The organism is Bacillus sp. FSL W7-1582 (genome assembly GCF_038593325.1).
Taxonomy (GTDB): Bacteria; Bacillota; Bacilli; order Bacillales; family Bacillaceae; genus Bacillus; species Bacillus altitudinis.
The window spans coordinates 393018-417805 of record NZ_CP151987.1 but is presented as its reverse complement, the minus strand read 5'-3'; the positions used below and the strand labels follow the sequence as shown (position 1 = coordinate 417805).

Genomic DNA, 24788 nt, shown 5'->3' with positions numbered 1-24788 from the left:
CTCCTACATCCAATCCAAAATCTGAATCTTGCTTTCTTCTGTCCAAACGCCGACATCCCCTGTCGGATAAAGGTATTCGCCTGTTTGATGTTTGAATGGATGCGGAATTTTATGCGCCTCCATCCAATCGGCTAGCTCTCCAAAAAGTGCTTTGATCTCTTTTGCGCCGATAAAAATATCTCCAGGAAATCCAACCGGCATGAGCTGATGTTCTTCATTCAGGACATATATTTCCGTTTCATAGGTAGAATCATGTACGCCTGCATATATTTCTTCTTGGTCTGGGTATAGCACGCTGACATGTGCGTTTTTCGCCCAATCACTGATCATCCGCTCTTTTTCCTCATTTGTCACAATTGTGAAGGAAGATAGCGGCGTATCCACTTGTTCTGTCATGGCTTCAAGTGTGTGAATCAGCTGTTGCATCAGCGTTTGTATTTGCTTTTCTGTATATTGATGTAAGTTGTATGTGATCCGAAGCTCCAGTGTATCTCCCGGCACTGCGACAAGGGTTAAGTCATAATTTGTTTCTTCATGACTGGCGATGTCTAAAATGCGTACGCCATACGGCTCAATGGACTCAATCGGATAGTTTTCAAACACGACAATGCTGTGAAACAATGCCTCTCCATTTGGAATTTCCGTCATCTGCTGAATATCTGGCAGTACAGTATACTCGTATTCTCTCATCTGAAAAACGGTTTCCTGTGTATAGGCGAGCAATCGCGCAATCGTCCAGTCCGAATGGATCGAAAGACGAAGCGGCAATGTGTTAATAAAGAGCCCTGTCATGCTTTCCACTTCTGGTAAGTCGGCTGGCCGGCCAGATACGGTCACCCCAAATATGACATCCTCTGCGCCTGAATGAAGGTGCAAGAGCAGTCCCCACGCTGATTGAATCAGTGTGCTCAACGTGACCTTCTGCTTGCCTGTCATCTTCTCCAGCTTCAGTTGCTTCTCTGGCGTCAATTTGACGCTGGACTGCGCCATGCTTGCTTCTTGGTCTGAAGCATGTTCTTCGCCGTCTCCTGGAAGCGGTGTCGCTTCCTCTACGCCTGACATATAACGCTGCCAGAATTCTTGCGCCTTCTCTTGATCCTGCTTTTGCAGCCATTCGATAAAATCTTTATATGGACGGACTGTAGAAAGACTGATCTCTCGTTCGTCCACAAGAGAGCGATAAAGCGCAAAGGATTCCTGAATAAAGCTGAACAAACTCCATCCATCGATTAAAATGTGATGAAAACTAAAGACAAACGTGCATCTTTCCTCATCACAACGGAATAAAGCAATCCGAATCAGCGGTTCATCTATATGGTCTAAATTGAAATCCTTTGAACGATCAGATACTAAAAAGTGTTCGATTGTCTCTTCTTGCTCCTCGTCACTCAGGTGGCGCACATCGTGCTGAGTGAGATGGATGCTTCCTTCTGATTGAATGAACTGAACAGGCTCCTTCAGCCCTTCCCAAGCGAATTTTGTTCTCAAAATCGAATGACGTTCTACAAGAAGATTCCAAGCTTGTTCATAGGCATCGCCGTTTGTTAAGCCTTGGAGCGTCATATGCACCTGACCAAAATAAGCTTGTGAGGCTTGATCTAGCAGTGCATGAAACAGCATTCCTTGCTGCATTGGAGACAGCGGATACACATCGACTACATTGTCTGGAAGTTCATCTATTTGCTTTTGCGTGAGCTGAACCATCGGAAAATCAGATGGTGTAAAGCCGCCGCTCGCTTCAACACAATGCGTCAAGATGATCTCCATCTTTTCTTTAAAACGCTCAGGTAACAACCGCACCTCTTGATCTTGCAGCAGTTCACGATTGATCATAAAGTTCATCTGCAACTGGCCATCTGTCACATATCCATACACATCGATCAAATGCTGTCTTTCTGCTTTCGGATCGTGAACATGTCCATTTCGTTCGTCTGCTATATACAGCTTGGCTTCGCCATCTGCCTGATCTAACTGACCGAGGTAATTAAAGCTCATCTGCGGCGTTACCGTTTTGAGTAAACGAGGTTCTGTCATGTATTGAAGCAAACCATAGCCGATTCCCTTTTGCGGCACAGCTCGTAAGGTTTCTTTGACGTCTTTGATTTGTCTTGCAACATCGGTTTGTATAAAAGGAATAAAAATAGGATAAGAGCTTGTAAACCAGCCGACTGTCCGTGACAAATCCATCTGTTCAAATAAATCCTCGCGTCCATGCCCTTCTAACGTGATGAGCATTGGCTTTCCAATGGCTTGCGTGAGTCCTGCTAACAGTAAATCGTTAATCTCTGTTCGGTATGCTTGTGAGGCCTGTCTAAGTAACATATCTGTTTGTTCCTTTGTGAGCTGAACCGACAGGATCTCTGCATGTTCTTCTATATTAGAAAGCGCAGGCAGTTGGAAAGGAGAACCTTCTTCCTCTTGATCCTTGATTTTTTGCCAAAAAGAGGCCTGCGCTTGTAATTGATCTGTTTGTGCATATTCGTATAAGGCATCTGCCCACTGCTTATAGGAGGCGGTTTTTTTCGCAAATATGATGTCCTGCCCCGTAGCAAGCTGTTTCAATCCATTTAGTACATCTTCTTGTATCATGCGCCATGATATGCCATCCATGACGAGATGGTGTGCAGCAATAAAGAGCTCAGACGTGTCTTCACCTGTATGAAAAAGAATCGCTTTGATCACTTCTCCACGCTCTAATGACAATGTTCCTTGACAGGCATTTGTCTCCAAGCGGATTTGTTCCCGTGCTTCCTCTTGAGACACATCTGTCACATCAAAGAATGTGACACAAGGTGTGACACCAGGCTCACGAATGGTTTGAATCCATGTGCCATCTGCCTCTTTTGTATATATAGCTCTCAGCATATCGTGATGATCGACCAGTTTTGAAAGAACCTGTGTTAACTGTTCATGTGGAACAGATCGCTTCATTTCAATATGCGCCGAGAGATTCCAATAATCTTGATTGGTCATCGATTGCTCAAAGAACCAAGATTGAATCGGGAGAAGACGAACCTCTCCTGTCACAGGTGATTGATCATAGACCGTAGAGACCTCTGACTTTCTCATCGCTTGTGCGAGTTGTGAGATGGTCTGTTTTTCAAATACATCTCTCGGCTGGATGACGTAGCCTTCCTGTGCTAAGCGTGCCACCATTTGTATGACAATAATGGAATCTCCGCCAAGCTCAAAGTAGTTATCATGGACGCCAATAGAAGGAACGCCTAGCAGCTGAGACCACACTTTTTCTAACACACGTTCTTCCTCAGTAGCTGCTTTGTCAATGGCTGTTTCTACTTCTTCTTGTCTCCACTCTGGCGGTGGAAGACGCTTTTGGTCTACCTTGCCATTTGGCGTGAGCGGTAATTCATCCAGCTCTATTAATAGGCTTGGCACCATATAATCTGGCAGAATGTCTTTTAAGTTATGGCGAATGTCTTGCGTGGTCATGCCGCCTTTTTGGACAAAATAACCGATCAATCGCTTATGACCACTCTCGTGCTGATGCGGGATAACGGCACATTCTGTGATGTCATCAAATGTCAGCATAGCGGCTTCAATTTCTCCGCATTCCACGCGGTGTCCACGAATTTTCACTTGATGATCGATTCTTCCAAGACAGTCAATGATGCCATTTGACAGCCAGCGGCCCATATCGCCTGTTTTATATAAACGCGCTCCTTCTTGGAAAGGATGCGGGATAAATGATGATGCTGTTTTTTCTTCATCTCCAAGGTAACCAAGTGCTAGCCCTGTGCCGCCAACATAAATTTCGCCGATGACGCCTTGCGGAACTGGCTGCATTTGGTCATCTAATACATAAGCTTGTGAATAAGCAATAGGCTGTCCAATCGGGACCGTCGCCTGATCTTCTTCCAGTGCCCGAATGTGATGCACACAGGAGAATGTTGTATTCTCTGTTGGTCCATAACCATTTAAAAGCCCTTCAGGCAAATATGGTAGTGCTTTTCGGATATGAGCGGCTGATAAGGCATCTCCGCCGATCAATAATGCATGAAGTCCAGATAAAGCTTCTGGATGCTCTTCTGTTAAACGGTTGAACAGCGGCACAGTCAGGAACCCTGTTGTAATCTGATAAGTTTTTAGTGCTTCCGCTAATGTATCCATTGATAAAATGGTATTTCGATCCGTCAGTATGAGCCTTCCCCCGTTTAAAAGGGCTCCCCATATTTCATACGTAAAAGCATCAAAAGAGAAGCTGGCGATTTGTAAAATGCGCGTTTGTTCATTAAGGGTGACATAGTCTGTTTCACACACAAGCCGGACGACCGCTTGATGCGGGATCAGTACTCCTTTTGGCTGTCCAGTTGACCCCGATGTGTAATTGATATAAGCAAGTCCATCAGGTCTTAGTGCAGCGGGCATGACCTCTGCTTCTGGTAAAAATTCTTCATACCCTTGATCAAGACAAATAAGTTCCGTTTGATGGATGGATACTTTTTTCAGCCATTCATTTTTTGTCAGTAAAAGCTGAATCCCTGTATCTCTCAGCATATAGTCAATGCGGGCATCTGGATATTCAGGATCAATTGGCACATAAGCCCCGCCTGCTTTCACAATGGCCAGCACCCCAAGAATCATTTCAGGCGATCTGTCGATGAGCAGTCCAACTGGTTCATGCGGCGTCACGCCTCGCTGCTGCAAATAGGCTGCTAGACGATCGACTTTCTCATGTAACTCTTGGTACGTCCACTCATCTCCCTGGAACTCGAGCGCCACTGCATGAGGTGTCTTTTTCACTTGCGCTTCAAATCGTTCCGTCATGAGTAGCGGACCTTTTGGTTGATCAGTCTTTCCGCTCCATTCATAGAGCAATTGATGCTTTTCTTTCTCTGGCAGGAAATTCACTTGTCTGATCGGCTGCGCTGGATTTTCACAAATTCCTTCAAGCAGGTGCTCGTAGTATGCAAGGAATCGATCCATCGTGTCATCAGAAAATAAATCCGCATGATACTCAAGCTTTAACTGAAGCCCTTCAGCTCCTTCAAACACAAACAGAGAGAGATCAAATTTCGCTGTATCATTATCTTCAATGGCTAAAACCGACGTCGCCTCCCCCATTGGAGATGCTTCAAGCGGTAAGTTTTGCAGAACAAACATGACCTGAAACAGCGGCTGCTTACTGGCATCACGGACAATATTCAATTCATCGACCACCATCTCAAACGGCACATCCTGATGTGCATAAGCACCGACGGTTGTCTCCTTCACTCGCTCTAATAATTCCGTAAAGGCTGGATTCCCGCTATGGTCGATCCGAAGCGCCAATGTATTCACGAAAAATCCGATTAAATGCTCCATTTCCGTTCGATTTCTCCCAGCAATGACCGAGCCAATGACAAACTCGTCCTGTGAAGACAATCGATGTAATAGAGTAGAGAAAGCCGACAGCAAGGTCATATACAGTGTGCTGTCTGTTTTCTTGGATAGCGCCTCAATCTTTTTAGACAGTGACTTCGACAGCTGATATGTTTTCGTCTTCCCTTTGTAGGATTGAACGGCCGGCCGCGGATGATCATACGGCAATACCAAATCTTCAACAGGTGCCGCAAATTGCTCCTTCCAATAGGCAAGCTGCTTACCTAGTGGTTCTCCTGTCAAATACTCCTTCTGCCACAGTGCGTAATCCGCATATTGAATTGGCAGTGCCGGCAAGTGAGGCTCCCGCCCTTCGATCGCCGCTGTATACCACTCGGATAATTCTCTTGCAACAATGCCGATCGACCAGCCATCTGACACGATGTGGTGAATGGACATCAGCAAGATATGCTCTGCGGGTGAAAGTCGAATCAGCTTTACTCGAAAGAGCGCTTCGTGTTCTAATTGAAAAGGTGTGGATGCCTCTTCTTTCGCCCATTCAGCCGCTTTTTGTTCTTTCTCTTCCTGTGACGCTATGCCTGAAAGGTCCATCACCTCAAGCTCTGGAAGGGCCATCTGTTCATGAATGACCTGTATCGGTTCATCCCCGCTCATCGTAAAGGACGTTCTGAGCGATTCATGTCTTTCCACCATATGATGCAGACTTTCCTGAAGCACCTTGATATCTAAAGGCCCATTCATCCGAAACGAAATCGTATTATTGTATAATGGCAAATCCGGCTCTAATTGATAGAGGAACCACTGTCTTTGCTGGGCATAAGACATCGGAATGTCCTGACCCTTCTCCATTTTTCTCATCGGAATCACTTCATCTGCTTTGGCATTTGAATCGATCCAATCCGCTAATTCTCCGAGTCTCGTATGTTCAAACAACACAGCAAGTGGCACGTCAAACCCTGTTTTTTGTCTAACCGCAGACAGCATTTGCGTCGCCTTCAGCGAATGACCTCCTAGTAAAAAGAAATGATCGCCGCAGCTGACATCCGAGACATCGAGCAACTCTGACCAAATGTGTGCGAGCAGTTTCTCCGTTTCTGTGTGAGGTGCTCTGTTGTCTGAATCCATTCCGCTTTCCTCTATTAATTCATGAAAATATGCCTCGTCTGGCGATCCATCTTCTGTTTCTTTCCAATATTCCTCAGGAAACAAATGCACGGCATATTCACCAGATAGACGGGACTGTAAACACGTATGAATCGATTGATACAGCCGCTCTTCCACCGCCTTTGTTTGATCAGTTTGGAAAAAGACGTAAAAGGTCTGCTCTGTTTGCATCTTCGCACCCGCATGGACCATCTCGTGAATCTCTTTCTTCGATCGATCCAATCCCGTATAAATGAGCGGAGCATCTGTCATCAGACATGCGAGCATCGTTTGGAAGCCTGCCTGCTTTGAAATTGGAAGATAACCTCTTTCTTTTAACATGCCTTTTATCATGGAGCCTTCACTCATGCCAATCTCGTCCCACATGCTGAAACTAAAGCAATATGGCTTCACTGTAGATGTCAGCTTCTGATAATGAGCAAACTGTTCCACGAACTCATTGGCAGCGCAATAGGCGCCGACAGTCATACCGCCCTTTAGCGTTCGGGCTGACGAGCTGGAAAGAAATAAAACATTCCTGCGTTTGGAGGCAGCTTCATGAAGCGCAATCGTTCCATATACCTTCGCTTCGTACATGTCATTCAGAGACACAGATGTCATATCAGCAAGCAGTTCTTCTTGAATAATACCTGCGAAATGAATGATGCCATCCAGCCTTCGATTTCCGGCGACCTCATGTCTAGAGATGATTGCTTCCACCTCTTTTTCAGCTGTGATATCCGCTTTCTCATAAAGAACCGTGCCGCCATGCACTTTTGCCCGCTTCTCTAGGAAAGCCAATGTCTCTTGCTGGTCACTAGAAAGCGCCTCTCTCTCTTTTCTTCCAAGCAACACGAGATGTGCTTGATAAGATGTCAGTAGGTGTTCACTGACTAAACGGCCAATTCCGCCTAGCCCGCCTGTTATGACATAAAGCCCAGATGATTCAAATGGCGGCTCTTCCCTTTTCTGTTCCTTTTCCAAATGAAGAGGTGCTAAAAAGGGAATATAACGAACACCTTGACGATAAGCAACAACATGACAGTCTTGGTCATGTGTAAGTTCTGCCATCATCGCCATTGCATGGGAATGACTAGATACCGATTCTGCTAGAGAAAAATCAAGACATTGAACCTTGATAAACGGCCATTCATGCTGAATTGCTGTCATCAGTCCTACTGTCGTTGCTTTTTCTACATAGTGGATTTGATCCTCCGGCACATTCATCGCATGGGCTGAGACAAAAGTGATGGCCACCTGCTCCTCATAGACGGAAATGGCTTTTGTTAAAAATAATGCACTCATGCTGCCCGTTTTCTGCGCTTGTTTCGCCTTGGCCACATAAAGCTTGTCTTCTTGGTTTGTATAGTTCCAAAGGTGAATGATGTGTTTCACCGAAACGCCATACGAACGGAGCGTCTCAAAGAGTTGTTCGTAGTCAGACGGCCGATTCGGGTGGATGATGAAGTGAGTGTGTGTGAGTTGTTTGAACGCTTGACCCGGTTCAACCGTAATGTATGTTTGTTCACTGTTTGCAAAAGATTTCAATTGATCTGCCAGTCCTAATGGATCTGCAAAGATCACAACGTCCCCTATGATCTGCTTGTCAGCTGCATCAAGTGGAGAAGGTATCCATTTCTTTTGATAACTCCAATCAGGCAAGGTATGTTCATTTTCAAGTCTCATGTCCATTTCCATGATCATTTCATCAAATTCGCCTTCTTGCCATCTTGTCTTGAGCTGTGCCCTTTCTATTTTTCCAGAGCTTGTTTTGGGAAATGCATGCTTCTGGACAGGGATGATGCGAGATGCAGACAAGCCCATTTTTGTTGCAATATGGGATTTAATGTGTTGACTTGCCCTCATAATATAAGCCGGCTCATACAGCTTCGGTGTAAAAAAGAGAATCAGTTCATCGGATGCAGAAGCCTCCATTCGGACAGAACAAGCAGCCACAAAGCTCGTTTCTACTCCCGGTACTTCCTCTGCTATGGCTTCAATTTCATAGTTGTGATAGTTTTTCCCGTTGATGATAATCATGTCTTTTTCTCTACCGGTTAGTGTCAGCCTTCCTTCGTGCAGGAAACCTAAATCACCCGTGTGAAACCAGCCATCCGCTTGAAATACTTCTTGATTCGCTTCGTCATTCCGGTAATAGCCCTTCATGGTGGTTGGACCTTTTATTTGCACACGGCCAATATGATCTTCTGGAAGAAGCTCATGCTGATGATTGACGATGCGTATCGTGATACCTGGAATCGGTTTGCCCAACTCTGTAAAGCTGACGGTTCCTGTCTCACGTGCTTCTGCTGGTCTTAGCTGCTCTGTCAGCGACGTTTCCTCAAAGGTCAGAACCCCGCTGTTTTCATCTCCACGCTCAATCGCAAAGGAAAACACAACCGCTGATGAGATTTCAGACATGCCGAAAGCCGGTCTGATCACATCTCCCTTTAAGCCGTGCGGAGCAAGCAAATGTAGAAATCGGTGGATGGTTTTTGGAACGACCGCCTCTGCCCCATTGATCATGCAGGTCACCGCCGACAGATCCCAAGACCCTGATGAAATCTCTTTCTCATAATCATTGATCATCGCAAATGCAAAGTTAGGTGCCCACGTCTTCGTTGCACGGTAGCGATCCATCCAGTCAAGCCACCGCAACGGCTGAGCGATAAAGTCATCCGTTCTTGCCCGAATCTGCTCGCAGCCTGTGTACACATTGACAAGGTGGAACATCACGATGCCACCAATATGATCTAAAGGCATCCAGTCTAATGAGACATCCTCTTGTGTAAATTGATTTGCTGCCACTGTTCCTTTGACGTTCGCCAGCACACTTCTATGGGAATGCTCTACACACTTTGGCATCCCTGTACTTCCAGACGTTAAGATAAAGAAGACGGAATCATCCGGCGCGGCAGGATGAGCGGCTGTATCTCTTTCTAATGTCAGCATCGGCTCAACTGCTGCGACACGTAATTGGTCTGTATGCCACAGTAAGGCTAACCCTTGCACCTCCTCGATCAGTGAGTCATCTGTTAGGATGAGCGGATGCTCGAGCAGCTTCCAAGCGTGATGAAGCTTCTTCACTGCAGCATTCATCTCCCGATAGGTTGGGGCAGCCGACACAAGCGTTGGAACAAATCCGCCTAATACACATGCCCAAAAGGCAGTGACCATGGCATGATTCGATGAGAATTGAAAGAAAACAGGATCGCCTGCCTTAAGCCCCAGTGCCCTTAAACCAGTCAGAACCCTCTCGGCGTCCCCTTGTAACTGCGCATAAGATTGTGTGAGTTCGTTCTTGCTATTCACGATATACGTAAGCCCATTTGTCGTTTTTGCAGCCTCTGTTAAGACTTCCTGTAAGGTCTGTGCGCCTTGTGTGACGTCGAGATCCCCTCCATAGGAAAGAGCGGGCGGCATATCGGCCAAAGCAGGTACAGCCTTTTGCGTCTGTATCGCTTCCGCTGCGGCCTCCTGCTCAATGTGCTTGTCGAGAAATAAATGAGAGAGGTGATACGGCCGCGGTCGAATGGTTTTTTCACGTGAAAAAACAGCGAAGCGTTCGATTTCGTTGGTTTGTAAAATGGTTGTCTTTACATCTTGTAAAATCGCATCCATTGATTCATGTCTACTCGTTTGGTTAATGGTTGATGGTTTCATATGAGTTCCTTTCCTTTTTTGTTAGGCAGGACTGCAAGGCTGCATCCTGCCTAATCTAAAGTTTACAAGACTCGTTCTCTATTTGTTTGATTGACAATATGTTTGATCAGCTTTGCATTTTGAGCTGCACATTCTTTCTGTTTGAACATATCAGCATGCCGGCCATAGCCTTGGTATTGGGTAAAAGATCCGGCCGTTGCCTGTGTCCACTCTTCCATCCAGTCCGGGATCGCTATTTGTTCTTCAGATTGGATGAACGTAATATCTGCCTGTATTTTGCCTTGATTCACCCCCTTAACAAACGTTTCATAGTAGGCGCGCGTCTTTTGGGCAAGCGCTTCTTGAACGATCTCCCCTTGAGCAAGTTCGCTTTGTTCCGTTTGATGAACAATCGCTTCAATATCATCATCAATGGATCGTCCTTCTAAATCACTTTCTCCAATTTTCTTATAGGAATCGATCATGATGACCTTCTCGACTGTCCGCCCTACTTGTTCAAGCGCTTGAACAAGCTCAAAGGCGAGGTAACATCCGCCTGAGTACCCCATCAACGTCAGCGGCCCTTTTGGCTGAAGGTACTGAATATGCTGAACGTACTGCGCCATTCGGTTATTCGTTTCAATAAAATCAAAGGCGACTAGCCGAACATCATCAAGCGTTTTTGCTGCTTCCTGATAGATAAAGCCGTAGCCTGGTAATGGCGGAAGAGCAAAGACTGTTGATGTTTGAGATTCATTGAATACAAGATAGCCAGCGGTTTCCCCGTCCTGATGCTGAATATAACGACTAAGCGCTTCAATCGTCGGGGTCTCAAACAACAAATGGATCGGCACCTGAACCTCAAACTCTTTTGATACTTTGGACAAAAGAGACATTGCTTTTAAAGAATGTCCGCCAAGCTCAAAGAAATGGTCATCTGTGCTAATATCCTCTCGTTCAAGTACTTCCCGCCACATTACCAGCAGCTTTTGTTCCACTTCATTTGCGGGCAGTTTCACACGGCGGTTTCCTTGCGGTGCCTCTGGTTTTGGTAGCTGGCGTTTATCAACCTTCCCGTTTGGCGTAAGTGGGAGGTTCTCCAGTTCAATCAGCTCATGAGGCAGCATATAAGCTGGAAGACGCTCTTTCAGCCCTGATTTGATGTCATCGAGTTTGCCTTTCCATGCATCATCACACGTGATATAGGCAAGCAGCCTTGTATGATTGGTTTCATCATGATCCGCTAGGAGTACAGCTTGTTTTACACCTGGGTGCATGAGAAGGTTGGCTTCAATTTCTGTCAGTTCAATTCGGTGTCCTCGAATTTTTACCTGATCATCAACTCTGCCTGCATACTCAATCAGACCGTCTTCTCGAAAGTAAGCTAAATCCCCCGTGCGATACAGGCGCTCACCCGCAGCGAATGGATGGGCGATAAAGACTTGTTTTGTCAGATCAGGACGATTCAAATACCCTTTTGCCAGTCCTTTGCCGCTCAGACAAAGCTCTCCAACCATTCCAATCGGCTGAAGCTGTCTGTGCTCACTCAATATATAAGCGCCCGTCTGGTTGAGCGGCTTCCCAATTGGAATAGAACGTGCCTCTAAAGGGATCGCTTCATCTATCGGATAATATGTGGCAAAAACCGTTGATTCGGTTGGTCCGTATACATTCAACAATCTGCCTTTTCCCATCACATCAAAGGCTTTTCTCACATGCTGAACCGATGCCCTCTCTCCCCCAAACAGCACCTTACGCACACCGCGCATCCAGTCTGTTCCTTCATCAACGAGAAGATGGAATAAAGCGGTTGGAACAAACATGACAGAAATATGCTCTCCTTTTATCAACTCAGTGAGCTTCCCCATATCTAAAATGGTTTCTTTTTGCGGCAGGACAAGCTTTGCTCCGTTTAAAAGCGCACCATATACATCAAATGTAAAGCCATCAAATACGCTATTTGATAACGACAGCAATGTATCTGTTTCTAAAATGGTTAAATAATTCGTATTTTTGACCACCCGGGCAATATTGGAATGGGTCGTCATGATGCCTTTTGGCTGTCCGGTTGTTCCAGATGTATACATGATGTATGCCGTATCATCTAAACCAGCTTCAAGTGGCAGATTCTCTGAGCTCATCAGTAAAATTTCTTGATCATCTGCAAAAAGATACGTGCCATCAAATGCGAGTGACCTCGTCTGACTGATAAAGGATGAATGAGTCAGAAGATGCGTCGCTCCGCTGTCTCTCAGCATATATTGGATACGGCTTTCTGGATAATCTGGATCAATCGACACATAGGTGGCACCTGCTTTTAAGACAGCGAGTAAACTGACAATGAGTTCAGGTGTCCGCTCTGCTAAAATGGCGGTCACCGTTTGATGACCCACCCCATTTTTTTGCAAATGCCTTGCCAGTCGATTGGCTTGTTCGTTCAGCTCCGCATATGTCATCGTGTGATCACCTGCTGATAATGCCACTGCATTCGGCTGTTTTCGGACATTATGCTCAAACCACTTTGTCAAATAAAGCTGATCATGCTCCAGCTCAGGTGCATTCCATTCCTCTAACATTCGCTGTTTTTCCTGCTTTGTCACAAGTGTCAGTATATGAACTAACTGATCTGGATGTTTGATGGCCCCTTTGATCAAAAGGGTCAGCTGATCCTTTAATTTATGGACAAATGCAGGATCAAATGCACGCTGATTAAAGGCCAGCTTCAGCTGCAATTGTTCCCCGGGCGACGCCAGTAAATTGAGATCATAGTTCGATTTCTCATAGACATTCATGTCTTCTACTGTAAAGCCAAGCAGTGACTCCTGCTCGTCTTTCTTTGCAGCAGGGACATTCTCAAACACCACAATATGATCAATGAGCTGCTGCTGACCTGCCTTAGCCTGAATATCATAAATCGGGATATATTGGTGCGGTTCAGCCGCTAAAGACTGCTGCTGCGTCTCTGATAATAGAGAACGGAACGTCATTTGGTCTGTCAGCTGAATTCGTCTTGGAATGACATTGATGAACAACCCCACCATCCGGTCCACACCAGCTAAATCTGCCGGACGTCCTGACACAACCGTTCCAAACAACACATCGTTTGAGCGCTGATACCTGCTTAGTAAAATGGACCAAGCCGATTGAAGCGCACTGCTTAACGTGGCATTCTGCTGCAAGGCTAACTCTGATAAAGCAGCAGTTTCTTCTTTACTCATGGCCCATTCGATTTCGCCTAATTCATGCTCATTTGTTTGCTTTCGCTGTTCTTTAAAAGTCGACTGCCCCTCAAAACCAGCCAAAGATTGCGTCCAATATTCAAGTGAGGCTTGTTTATCTTGTTTTTCCAGCCATTGAATATATTCTTTATATGGCTTGACTGGCTCCAGCCTATAAGGGATGTCATGCAAAAGTGCATGATAAATCGCAAACAATTCCTGCACAACTAGGCCAAAACACCAGCCATCTAGAAGGATATGGTGATAGCTCCATATCCAGCGATAGCTTGAAGGACCCGTTTGAAAAACAGAGGCCCGCATGAGCAGATCCTTCGAGAGATCAAATCCTCTCAGCTGATCCTTTTGTTTAAAACGATCAATACGTTCAAGCTGTTCACTTTCAGAAAGATCCTGTATGTCCACAACATCAAGCTGGAAAGGTCGATTTTTTAATACAACTTGGACAGGACGCTTCACTTTTTCGTGGAGGAACACGGTACGAAAAATATCGTACCGTTCCACAATGATATTCATGCTTTTCTCAAGCAAATCATGCCGAAGTGTGCCCTTCACGTTCATATCCATTTGTTCTACATAAAAGCCTTTTTCTTGATGATGGAGGGTATGAAACAGCATTCCTTCTTGCATCGGTGACAGATAGTACATATCTTGAACTTGATCCCTTTTAAATTGACTCATCTATTTCATTCCTCCTTCCCCTTTTTCATGACTGATCTAGTGGTGTTAGGTCAATTTCTCCTCAAGCATGTCAAAGATATCGTCCATTTCATCCATTTCAAGGTCTGCAGCCGAGAAGTCACTTGGTGTAAATTCTCGCTCTTGATGCGCTAAGCAATGGGTGATGATGGATCTGATCTTCTCCTTCAACAATGCGATGAACTGCTGTATCGTTTGTTCTTCATATTCACTTGCACAATATGAGCACGACAGAATGAATTGATTGTGCTGAACAAGACCGCTGAGGTTCAGCTTATAAACAGCTTCAGATTCAGGGCTTGCTTGACGGCCCATATCATAGGTTGAGGGCCCAAAGAGTTCTGTCGTCACTTCCTGATCAATCTGCCCAAGATAGTTCAAGCTGATTTCAGGCTGCACGTGTTTGACTGACGGTTCGGATGGTGTCATGTATCTTAAAATACCGTAACCAATCCCTTTATTCGGTACACGCCGTAGCATCTCTTTCGTTCCTTTGATAGCGTCTGCAATGGTCTGATTCGGTTTCGCTTCAAGAACGACTGGATACATGCTCGTAAACCAGCCAACTGTGCGGGATATATCTAATCCTGATAAAATGTCCTCTCTTCCATGACCTTCAAGCTGTACATGTACATGAGATTGACCTGTCCATTCCTGAACGGCCAGCCCAAGCGCACATAGAAGAATATCATTCATTTCTGTTGTGTACGGAAGATGGATATTCGTTAACAGATGCTCGGTTTCTGCTTCTGTCAGCTGCATTTTGACCGCTTTCGTATCCGCGACTTTTCTTTCTTTTACTTCATGGTCAACAGGTAAAGTCGTAAACGGTCTATTTTCAATCGCTGCCCAATACTCCTTCTGGTTTTTTAGCAGCTGTGACTGCGCATATCGTTCAATCGCTTCTGCCCATTCTTTGAAAGAGTGCGTTTTTGGCGGCAGAACCATCGTTTCTCCTTTTTCTGCCTGATGATAAAGAGACATAAAGTCTTCTAGTAAAATCCGGCATGAAACGCCGTCAATCACTAGATGATGTGTGATCATGAGTAAGTGATCACCGTTTTCTGTATGGAAACAAATCACTTTCATCAACGGACCTTTTTCAAGATTCAGTTGACGCTGATACTCATTGGCGTATGTGGAAATCGCCTGTTTCACATCTTGCGCTTTTGAAACATCACAAGAAATAATTGAAAATGGTTCTGTCAGCTCCCGCTGATTGTATTGCAGCATGTCATCATGCTCCTGTCTGAACACCATGCGCAGTGCATCATGATGTGAGAGCAGTTTTTGCAGAACTTGTTCTGTGACAGCCAAGTCAAACCCTTTTGGTGCATGAAGCATCATTGAGAGATTCCAGTGGTGCTGGTGATCAAAGTTCCGTTCAAAGAACCAGCGCTGAATCGGTGTTAAAATGACCTCTCCTTCCACAGCTGACTGATCAGCTGTGAGAAGGTCCGCTTCTTCGATATATGGGCGAAGCTCCGCAATCGTTGGGTATTGGAAAAGCAGTTTCATATCGAGCTTCCAGCCTTCTTGCGTGAGTCTGCTTGCCATTTGGATGCCTTTAATCGAATCTCCGCCAAGGAAGAAGAAATGGTCGTGAATACCGACTTGGCTGACGCCAAGCACATCTTCCCAAATGCCGCAAAGCAGTGCTTCCACTTCATCTCTTGGCGCTTCGTATGCTGTTTGATTCGCTTCCACATCAGGTGCTGGCAGTGCTTTGAGATCCACTTTGCCATTTGCCGTCATCGGCAGCTGGTCTAGCTCGATGATCCATGATGGCACCATATATTCTGGCAAGGTGCGCTTTAAGCTTTCTTTCAAAGTGCCCGTTTCTTCATCTGTGATGGCGTAAGCGACAAGAGCGTCTTGATCACTTGCGTCTTTGACCGTTGTCACGACGGCTTCTTGGACTGAATCCAGCGCAAGGAGCTGCGCTTCAATTTCTGACAGCTCAATACGGAATCCGCGGATGCTCACTTGATGGTCTTTTCTGCCGAGGTAGATCAGCTCGCCATCCTCTGTCCATTTCACCAAGTCGCCTGTACGGTACATGCGCTCTCCAGGATAAAACGGATCTGGGACAAACCGTTTGTCCGTTTCCTCTGGGAGATTCCAGTAGCCTCTTGCCAGTCCTTTCCCCGCAATCACAAGTTCACCCGGTACGCCTTGCGGCGAGAGGTCATATAACGAACCCATAATGTAAAAACGAGTATTGGCAATCGCTGTTCCGATAGGAAGCGTGCCTTGATCTGGATCAATGATCCCGCTTGTCGCCACGACCGTATTTTCTGTTGGGCCGTAGTTATTGACGAGTTTGTATGGAACGGGCTTCACCTGTTTCAGCTTGTCCCCGCCTGTCAGTAAGTAACGGAGAGAATGATTGTCCATCGACATAAACTGCTCACATAGCTGTGTTGGCAGGAACGCAATGGTGATACCTTCGTGATTAAAATACGAATTGAGCTTGATCATATCGAGGCGAATCGCTTCGTCGATGATATGGAGCTCTGCGCCGGCGATCCACGTCGGGAACATCTCCCAAATGGAGGCATCAAAGCCAAAGCCGGCATATTTGGCGGTTCGGTCTTGTTTCGTCACCTGGAAGGCATCATTGTGCCAGTAAGCCAGATTGACAAGGGACTGGTGCTCGACCATGACACCCTTCGGCTGTCCAGTCGTTCCAGATGTGTAAATCATATAAGCGAGATCCGTTGGTTTGATAGGAACCTGAATCTCGTGTGCTTCTCCTTCTACTGCCTCTTCTATGAAGAGGGTATGACCTGTGAAAGAACGTGGTGCAGTGAGCTCTTTCTGAATCAGAAGGACCTCTGCCCGGCAGTCTTCCAGCATGTAGGCAATGCGCTGTGCTGGATAATCGGCATCAATCGGCACAAATGCCGCACCTGCCTTGAGAACTCCGAGAACAGCGGCTGTCATCTCGAGCGATGGACGCGTGAGAATGCCGATGCGGTCTCCCGGTTTTGTGCCGGTGGAAATGAGTCTTGCGGCGACTGTATTCGCCCGGTTGTTCAGTTCTTCATACGTCCAGCTTGTGCCGCAGAAAGTTGCAGCTTTTTGATCAGGTACTTCTTGTGACCTCGCCTCAATCAATGCATGAACCGTTTGATCTGTCGGGACATTTAGGATAGGGCCTGACCATTCATCAAGCAGATGTCGCTCTTCTTCTTTGGTTAAGATGGAGATGGTTGAGATCGGCTGATTCAATTTCGCGATCATTTCGTCTATGATCCGCTCAAAATATTGACTCCATCGCTGAATGGTACTCTTTTTAAATAGTGCCTCTGCATATTCAAAGCGCAAGCCCACTTGATCTTGTTCCTCAAAGATGCCGAGCGTTAAATCAAACTTTGCCTGAACGGCTTCTTGCTGTTTGTGTGAAAGCGTAAGTCCGTTCAAATTCGGTAACGTCAGATCACGCTCATCCGTTGTCATCATGACACTAAACAACGGGTTGCGGCTCGTGTCTTTCGGAAGGTCTAACTGCGCGACCAAATCCTCAAACGGGAATCCTTGATGTTCATAAGCTGATAGATTGTGATCTTTTATTTTTTCTAGCAGATGCTCTGCAGTTTCTTCTAACTGAACGTCATGTCGAAGGGCCAGTGTATTCACAAACATGCCCGGAATCCGTTCGATTGACGCATGTGTACGTCCAGCCGTTACAGCCCCTATGACGATGTCATGCTGCCCAGTCAATTTATGAAGGAGAATGGCAAAGGCCGTTTGCATCACCATGTTCAAACTCACATTTTTTTCAGCCATGAGCGCTTTGATATGCTGCGCCTTTTCAGCAGACAGCCATCTATCCACCCGGTCTCCTGCAAATGACTGCACACTAGGCCGAGGAAAATCAAGCGGAAGTGCTAAGTCTTCTGGCGGCTGTGCATATTGCTCCAGCCAATACTGCCGCTGTTTTTCAAGTGCTGCTTGCTGCTCTTCTTCTTGCTGCCATACCGCATAATCCTTGTAGTGCAACTGAACTGGCAGTAACGTCTTATGCTCATACAACTCCGCTAATTCTTGAATGAGCAGACTGCGTGTCACCCCATCTGCGATGATATGGTGCATATCCATCATGAACACATATTTATCATCAGACAACTTTGCCACTTTTGCCCTCATTAGAGGTGCTTGATGTAATGAGAATGGTGTCATGAAGTTGTCTACGACGGATTGTACCTGATCGCTTTCTACTTCAACCATCTGTAACGTAAACGGCACACGGCGATAGATTTTTTGGACGGGACTGCCGTCAATTTCAACAAAGGCTGTCCGCAATGACTCATGTCTATCAATTAAAGCTTGAATCGCTCCTTCTAGCTGCTTCAGATCAAGGTTTCCTTCCATCATGAAAACGGCTGGCATATGGTAGGTGACGGATTCTGGATGCAACTGCTGTAATACGTACATTCGCTTTTGTGCGGAAGAGACTGGATAGAAATCTTGCTTTTCCGCTGGCTGAATGGATGTGACGAGCGAAGCATCAGCTTCTTCCAAATAGGCAGCTATCGCCCGTATCGTTGGCTTTTCAAAAAGAACCTTGAGTGGTACATGCTGATTCAGTTTGGCTTGCATGTTCGAAATGAGCACCATGCCTTTCAGAGAATGCCCGCCTAATTCAAAGAAATGGTCATCAATGCCAACTTCCTCCATTCCAAGAACATCTGACCAAATATCACAAAGCGTCTGCTCAAGCGCCGTTTCTGGTGCTGCGTGTGCCGTGCGGTTCATATGTGCCTCATGAGGAAGCGGCAGAGATTTTGCATCTACTTTTCCGTTTTGCGTCAGCGGCATATGATCCACTTTGACAAAATAAGTAGGAATCATGTAATCCGGCAGTGTCTCTGAAAGCTTTTCTCTAAATGTCAGCGTTCCAATGTGATCAGGTGCTGTATAATATAACGCCAGCTCCGGTAAACGAGATGTGTTGATCACTTTGACATACACTTTTTGAATGGTTGAAAGGGCACGTGCGGCATGCTCAATTTCTTGTTTCTCAATTCGATAACCGCGAATTTTCACTTGATCGTCTACTCTTCCAAGGAATTCAATCTCCCCATTTGCATGCTGTCTGACCAAATCTCCAGTCCGATACATCCGCTCTTGAGGGAAATAAGGATTTTCAAGAAAACGCTCTGCTGTTAATTCAGGCTGATTCAAATAACCTTTTGAAACACCATCACCTGAAATGTAGAGCTCACCCGGTGCGCCATAAGGGACAAGGCGCTGCTCGCGATTGCATACGAGCGCTCTTGTATGAGCAATAGGCTTTCCGATGATAGAACGCTCCTTTAAAGCGTCCAGCTCATGCGGTGTCATTAGCTTGCTCACTGTACCAATCGTTGTTTCTGTCGGACCGTAATGGTTCATCACTGCGACGCATGGATGCTGCTTCATAAATGTCTCAACATCTTCAGAGACAATCGATTCTCCTCCCAATACCACAAGCCGTAAAGCGTCAAATGTATAACCCTTTGAATCTGCCATCATATGAAATAAGGATGGTGTCATTTTGATATAAGTCAGCTCTTGTTCATCAATAAAACGCATGAGACGTACAGGGTCTGTATACACGTCTTCACGAGGAATATAGAGTGTCCCGCCTGCTTTTAGAACCGGGAAAATGCTTGTGTAACCAAGGTCGTATGCATAAGAAGACAGGAGTGCCGTTCGATCGCATTCTTGTAAAGTCACTTCATGTATCAACCAATTGACGTAGTGTGATAGATTACGATGCGTGAGCTGTACACCCTTTGGCTTCCCTGTTGTTCCAGATGTGTAAATCACATAAGCCAGTTGATCAACCGATACGTCCGGGAGGTCTAGAGAATCGTTTCGTTGGACGGCTTTCTCCACATGTACGACCTGAATCGACTTGAGATGCTGATACGAATCGCCAAGAGACTCATTAGCCACAATGACTTTTGCCCCTGAATCTTTTAATGTGTAACGAATACGTTCCGCAGGAAAAGCTGGATCAATTGGTACAAATGCACCGCCCGCTTTCATTACACCTAGCATCGAGACAATGACATAGACAGAGCGATCAAGAATAAGTGCGACTGTGCTTTCTTTCTCTACGCCTTGCATCTTCAGCTCACTGCAAAGAGCATTGGACATGCGATCCAGTTCACGGTAGGTCAGCTTCCTTTCACCATCCATCACCGCAATGGCATCAGGCGTTTCCATGGCTTGACGTGAAAATTGCACATGGTACGGCTCATGTTGACCTGTTTGTTCTCCATCCCTTTTCTCCAGCCGCTCCATTTGCTCATGCTGATCCAAGAGATTGAACAAGCCAATTCGTTCATTCGGATGCTGGACCGCCTCACGAATAATCGCAAGAAGATGTGTTCCGAACCGGCGGATGGTTTCCTCTTTAAATAATGCCGTTGCATAGTCTAGGCTTAGTTTTATTTCTCCCTCACGTTCAAATGCTTCTAGAGACAGATCAAATTTGACGGATCGGTGCTGCATCGCATAAGGCGAAATGTTCAGATCGCCGAGCTTTAGTGCAGGAACATCCATGTTCTGCATATTAAACGAAACACTAAAGAGCGGGCTTCGGGTTGTATCACGATCAAGCGGCAGACGCGCGATTAACTCTTCGAGCGGATAGCTTTGATGTGCAAAAGCATCTACACTCGTTTCTTTTATTTCTTCAAGCAGCTGTAAAAATGACTTTGTTTGTTCCGGTTTCCCGCGCATCGCAATGGTATTGATGAACATCCCCGGCATGTCCTGAATATCTGGATGTGTTCGCCCCGCAACAGGAGATCCGACAATGATATCTTCCTGTCCGCTGTAGGAAGCGAGCAGCACTTGAAATGCAGATAACAAGAACATGTACAGCGTCGTATCTGTTTTCTTGAGCAGCTCATGAATACGCTGAGTTGTCGCTTGATCACAGCCAAACATCACCCGTTCTCCAGAAAAATCACGTTCCACTGGACGTGGGTAGTCTGTCGGCAAATCTAAAACCGGTACATCTCCTTCGTATTGCTTCAGCCAATACGCTTCATGCGCACGCTGTTTCTCTGTTTCTTCTTCACTTAACTGCCAGACAGCGTAATCTTTATAATGAATGGCTCTTTCTGCAAGTGCCTCTCCATCATAGGCTTTCGCCAAATCCTGAATGAACGTCTTCATGGAGCTGCCATCTGTAATGAGGTGATGTGCTTCCAAGACTAATAGATGACGATCATGACTCACTTTGAGCAACTGTGCCCGCAGGAGGGGAGCGGCTGTCAAATCAAACGGCGCCTGACGTTCAGCAAGAAATGCCTCGGCCTCTTCTTCCTTTACATCATGGACAGGGAGGTCAAATGCCGCTCTTTCATGTACCCTTTGGACGATGTTCTCGCCTTTCATATGAAAACTCGTTCTTAAGATTTCATGCGTTTGAATCAATTCATCAAATGCTGAGGTGAGCCGCTGATGATCGAGCGTACCTTCAAGCGTTAAGACGATCGGAATATGATAGTTCGTACTCTTAGGTTCAAGTGTTTGTAAAATGTATAAGCGCCGCTGAGCTGGTGACACTGGATAGTCCTCCGCCTTCGCTGCGGGTAAGATCGGATGTCCTTGTTCTTCTTGACCGTCCTGGTCAATGTATGACGCAAGCGATCGAACCGTTGGCTTTTCGAATATCACTTGAATCGGAACTTCCTTTTGGAACACTTCTTGGATTTTGGCTGACATCATCATTGCTTTGAGTGAATGTCCGCCAGTCATGAAGAAATGCTCATCTATTCCCACCGCTTTCCCAAGCAGTTCCTCCCAAATTTGAGCAAGCGCCTTTTCCGTCTCAGTTTCAGGCGGAATGATCCTGACTTCTTCACGATGAGCTTCGTCAGGCGTTGGTAAAGCTTTTCGATCGACCTTTCCGTTTGCTGTAAGCGGGAAAGCATCTAGCTTCATGACGTGATGAGGTACCATATATGCTGGCAGTGCTTGATGAAATAAAGCCCGCACCTCTTCTTCTCTGATCGTTCCCGTATAGTAAGCGGTCATTTCTTTTTCTTCTGAAGGAGACGCATGGATGAGCACAACCGCCTCATCGATCCCCGCCTCTTGTTGAAGAATCGTTTCAATTTCACCTAGCTCAATACGGAAACCACGGATTTTCACTTGATCATCTGTCCGTCCGAGGAATTCGATTTGACCATTTGAACCGTACCTAGCCAAATCTCCTGTTCGATATAAACGCCCTTCTGCCTTGAAAGGATCAGCGATAAATACTTGCTTTGTTAATTCTGGACGATGGAGATATCCTCTTGAGACACCGTCTCCGCCAACATACAGCTCTCCTGGCGCACCAATTGGCTGAAGTCTTTGATTGTCATCTAAAATGTAAGCGGACGAATGATTGATCGGCTGACCAATTGGAATCGTGCCCGTTTCATCCCCTCTCACCTCATAAATGGTCGAGATGGTGGTGTTTTCTGTTGGGCCATACGCATTCAGTAAAACAAGTGATGGATGATGTTTCTTCACAAGCTCTGCACTTTTCACATTGATCACATCACCGCCTGTGATCAATTTGGACAGTCCCTTAAACATATGCGGTCGCTGCTGAGCGAGTTGATTAAACAAACCTGTCGTTAAAAAGAGCGCCGAGATTTGATTCGTTTGGATAAAGCGTTCAAACCGGTTGATGTCCAATAACGTGTCACGGTCAACAGGATAAAGCGTTGCACCGTTCAGCAGTGTGGTGAAAATTTCAAAAGTAATGGCATCAAAGCTGACTGCTCCTGTATGTGCCATACGATCCGACTTGTTCAAGCCCAGTGTCTCCTGTGAACATGCCAATCTGACAATATGTTGATGCTCAATTTGAACACCTTTTGGCTGGCCGGTTGACCCCGACGTGTACATGATATACGCCAATTGCGAAGGAGAGGTCTCGACTTCGAATGGTCCGTTGGAATGATTCGATATATCCGACACATGAACGGCTTGGATGCTTTCATGAACTGGCGGCTGGCTGTCCGCATAGAGCAAAACGGATGCGCCGCTGTCTTCAAGCATAAAGCGGATTCTATCCTCTGGCTGGGCTGGATCAATTGGTACATAAGCAGCCCCTGCTTGAAGAACCGCTAAAATGGCGATCACTGCTTCAGCAGATCGATTCATATACACTGCGACGGCATCTTCTTGTTTCACTCCGCTATCAATCAAATGTCCCGCAACACGATGGATTTCTTGGCCGAGTTCTTCATAGGTGAATGCCCGCTCTCCTTCGACTAACGCCAGATGGTCTGGCTGCGTTTGAATGCGTTCTTTCAGAAGCTCAGGAATAGACAGATGCTTTGGATAATCTCGTTCTGTCTTGTTCCATGCTTCAATCTGCTGTTTTTCTTCTTCAGTGATACACGTCACGTCATGAAGGCGAACTTCCGGATTTTCGATGATCTGCTTCATGAGGTTGGTCAGGTGTTTCGATATTTTTTCAATGACCTCTTCTTCAAAAGCCACCGCATTGTATTTGATTTTCAATGTCCATGTTTCACCTGGATATACGAGGACATTTAGATCGAAATTCGTTTGTTCAAATCCGTCTTTTACATCAATGGAAAACCCTAGACGTTCCGACATGGTGTCACCAGATAGCTCTTGATCTAAAGGATAGTTCTCAAACCCGACCAAGTGATCGAAGAGTTGTCCTCCTGCAGCTGTCTGTTGCTGAATGTCATAAAGCGGCATAAAATCATAGTTTTCCGCTTCCAGCGCATGCTGCTGAACTTTTTGAAACAGCTGTTTGAAGGTGTCTTCGTGATTCATTTCTACCCTGACCGGTATTGTATTGATAAAAAGCCCTGCCATCTGTTCAATACCAGCCACACTTGGCGGCCTGCCAGACACGACTGTTCCGAAAGTGACATCATTTGCCGCATGGTAAGTGCCTAAAAGAACCGACCAAACAGCCTGGAATAGATTTGGTGCTGTCACTTGGCAATTCCTTGCGATCTCTTGAATGCTGCTGACCATTTCAGCATCCCATGTGAACGTCCATTCCTGATGGTCATATTGCCCGTTCGCTTCTTTCTGTTGCAAAAGCCCTTGATGCTGAATCGCACCGTCTAAGCGATCCTTCCAATAGCCTTCCGCTGCTTGTTGATTTTGCTTGCCAAGCCACTGGATATAATCTGCATAAGGTTTTCCTTGTGAGCGATCCGGCGTTTTGCCGTTCCGATAAGATTCGTAGTAATGAAACAATTTTTTCATCAAAACTCCCATGGACCAACCATCCATAATGATGTGATGGTTGCTCCAAATGAGATGCCAGTTTGTTTCATTCAGTTGAAAAACAGCGACCTTCAATAACAAATCATTCGTTAAATGGAAGCCTTGCTTTCTCACTTGCTTTTTATATTGATCTAGTACCTTTTGCTGTTCCTGATGATTCAGGTGAGATAGATTCTCTCTATACACATCTAGATTGCGCTCTGCCAGTACAACCTGACGAGGCTTCTGTAATTGCTGATAGACAAAGGCTGTACGGAGAATGTCATATGTGCCGATGAGCTCATTGAGACTTTTTTCAAAAAGATCGAGATCAAACTCCCCTCTTATTCCAAGCTCCAGCTGTGTGAAATAAGAGGACGAATTAGGGTCTAGCATGGCATGATATAACATGCCTTCTTGCATTGGTGTTAAAGGATATACCTTTTGAATCTTCTGTTTGCTCATAGTCCA

General features: G+C 45.8%; 3 protein-coding genes. All 3 read right to left on the bottom strand.

Annotated features, from left to right (window positions below; genetic code table 11):
- Nucleotides 1-3: 3 nt before the first annotated feature.
- Nucleotides 4-10146 (bottom strand): amino acid adenylation domain-containing protein, encoded by a 10143-nt coding sequence (locus tag NSQ11_RS02085; RefSeq protein WP_342501230.1) that lies wholly within the window; start codon nt 10144-10146, stop codon nt 4-6.
- A 62-nt stretch (nt 10147-10208) separates the two neighbouring features.
- A complete protein-coding gene (locus tag NSQ11_RS02080; protein ID WP_181891216.1) occupies nt 10209-14042 on the bottom strand; it encodes a non-ribosomal peptide synthetase in 3834 nt (1277 codons plus the stop codon).
- A 45-nt stretch (nt 14043-14087) separates the two neighbouring features.
- Entirely contained in the window at nt 14088-24782 is a 10695-nt protein-coding gene (locus NSQ11_RS02075) for an amino acid adenylation domain-containing protein (protein ID WP_342501229.1), read from the bottom strand.
- Nucleotides 24783-24788 lie beyond the last annotated feature (6 nt).

Coding starts and splice junctions, on each gene's coding strand:
- NSQ11_RS02085 (WP_342501230.1), bottom strand. CDS start 10,146: ATGAAACCATCAACCATTAACCAAACGAGTAGACATGAATCAATGGAT.
- NSQ11_RS02080 (WP_181891216.1), bottom strand. CDS start 14,042: ATGAGTCAATTTAAAAGGGATCAAGTTCAAGATATGTACTATCTGTCA.
- NSQ11_RS02075 (WP_342501229.1), bottom strand. CDS start 24,782: ATGAGCAAACAGAAGATTCAAAAGGTATATCCTTTAACACCAATGCAA.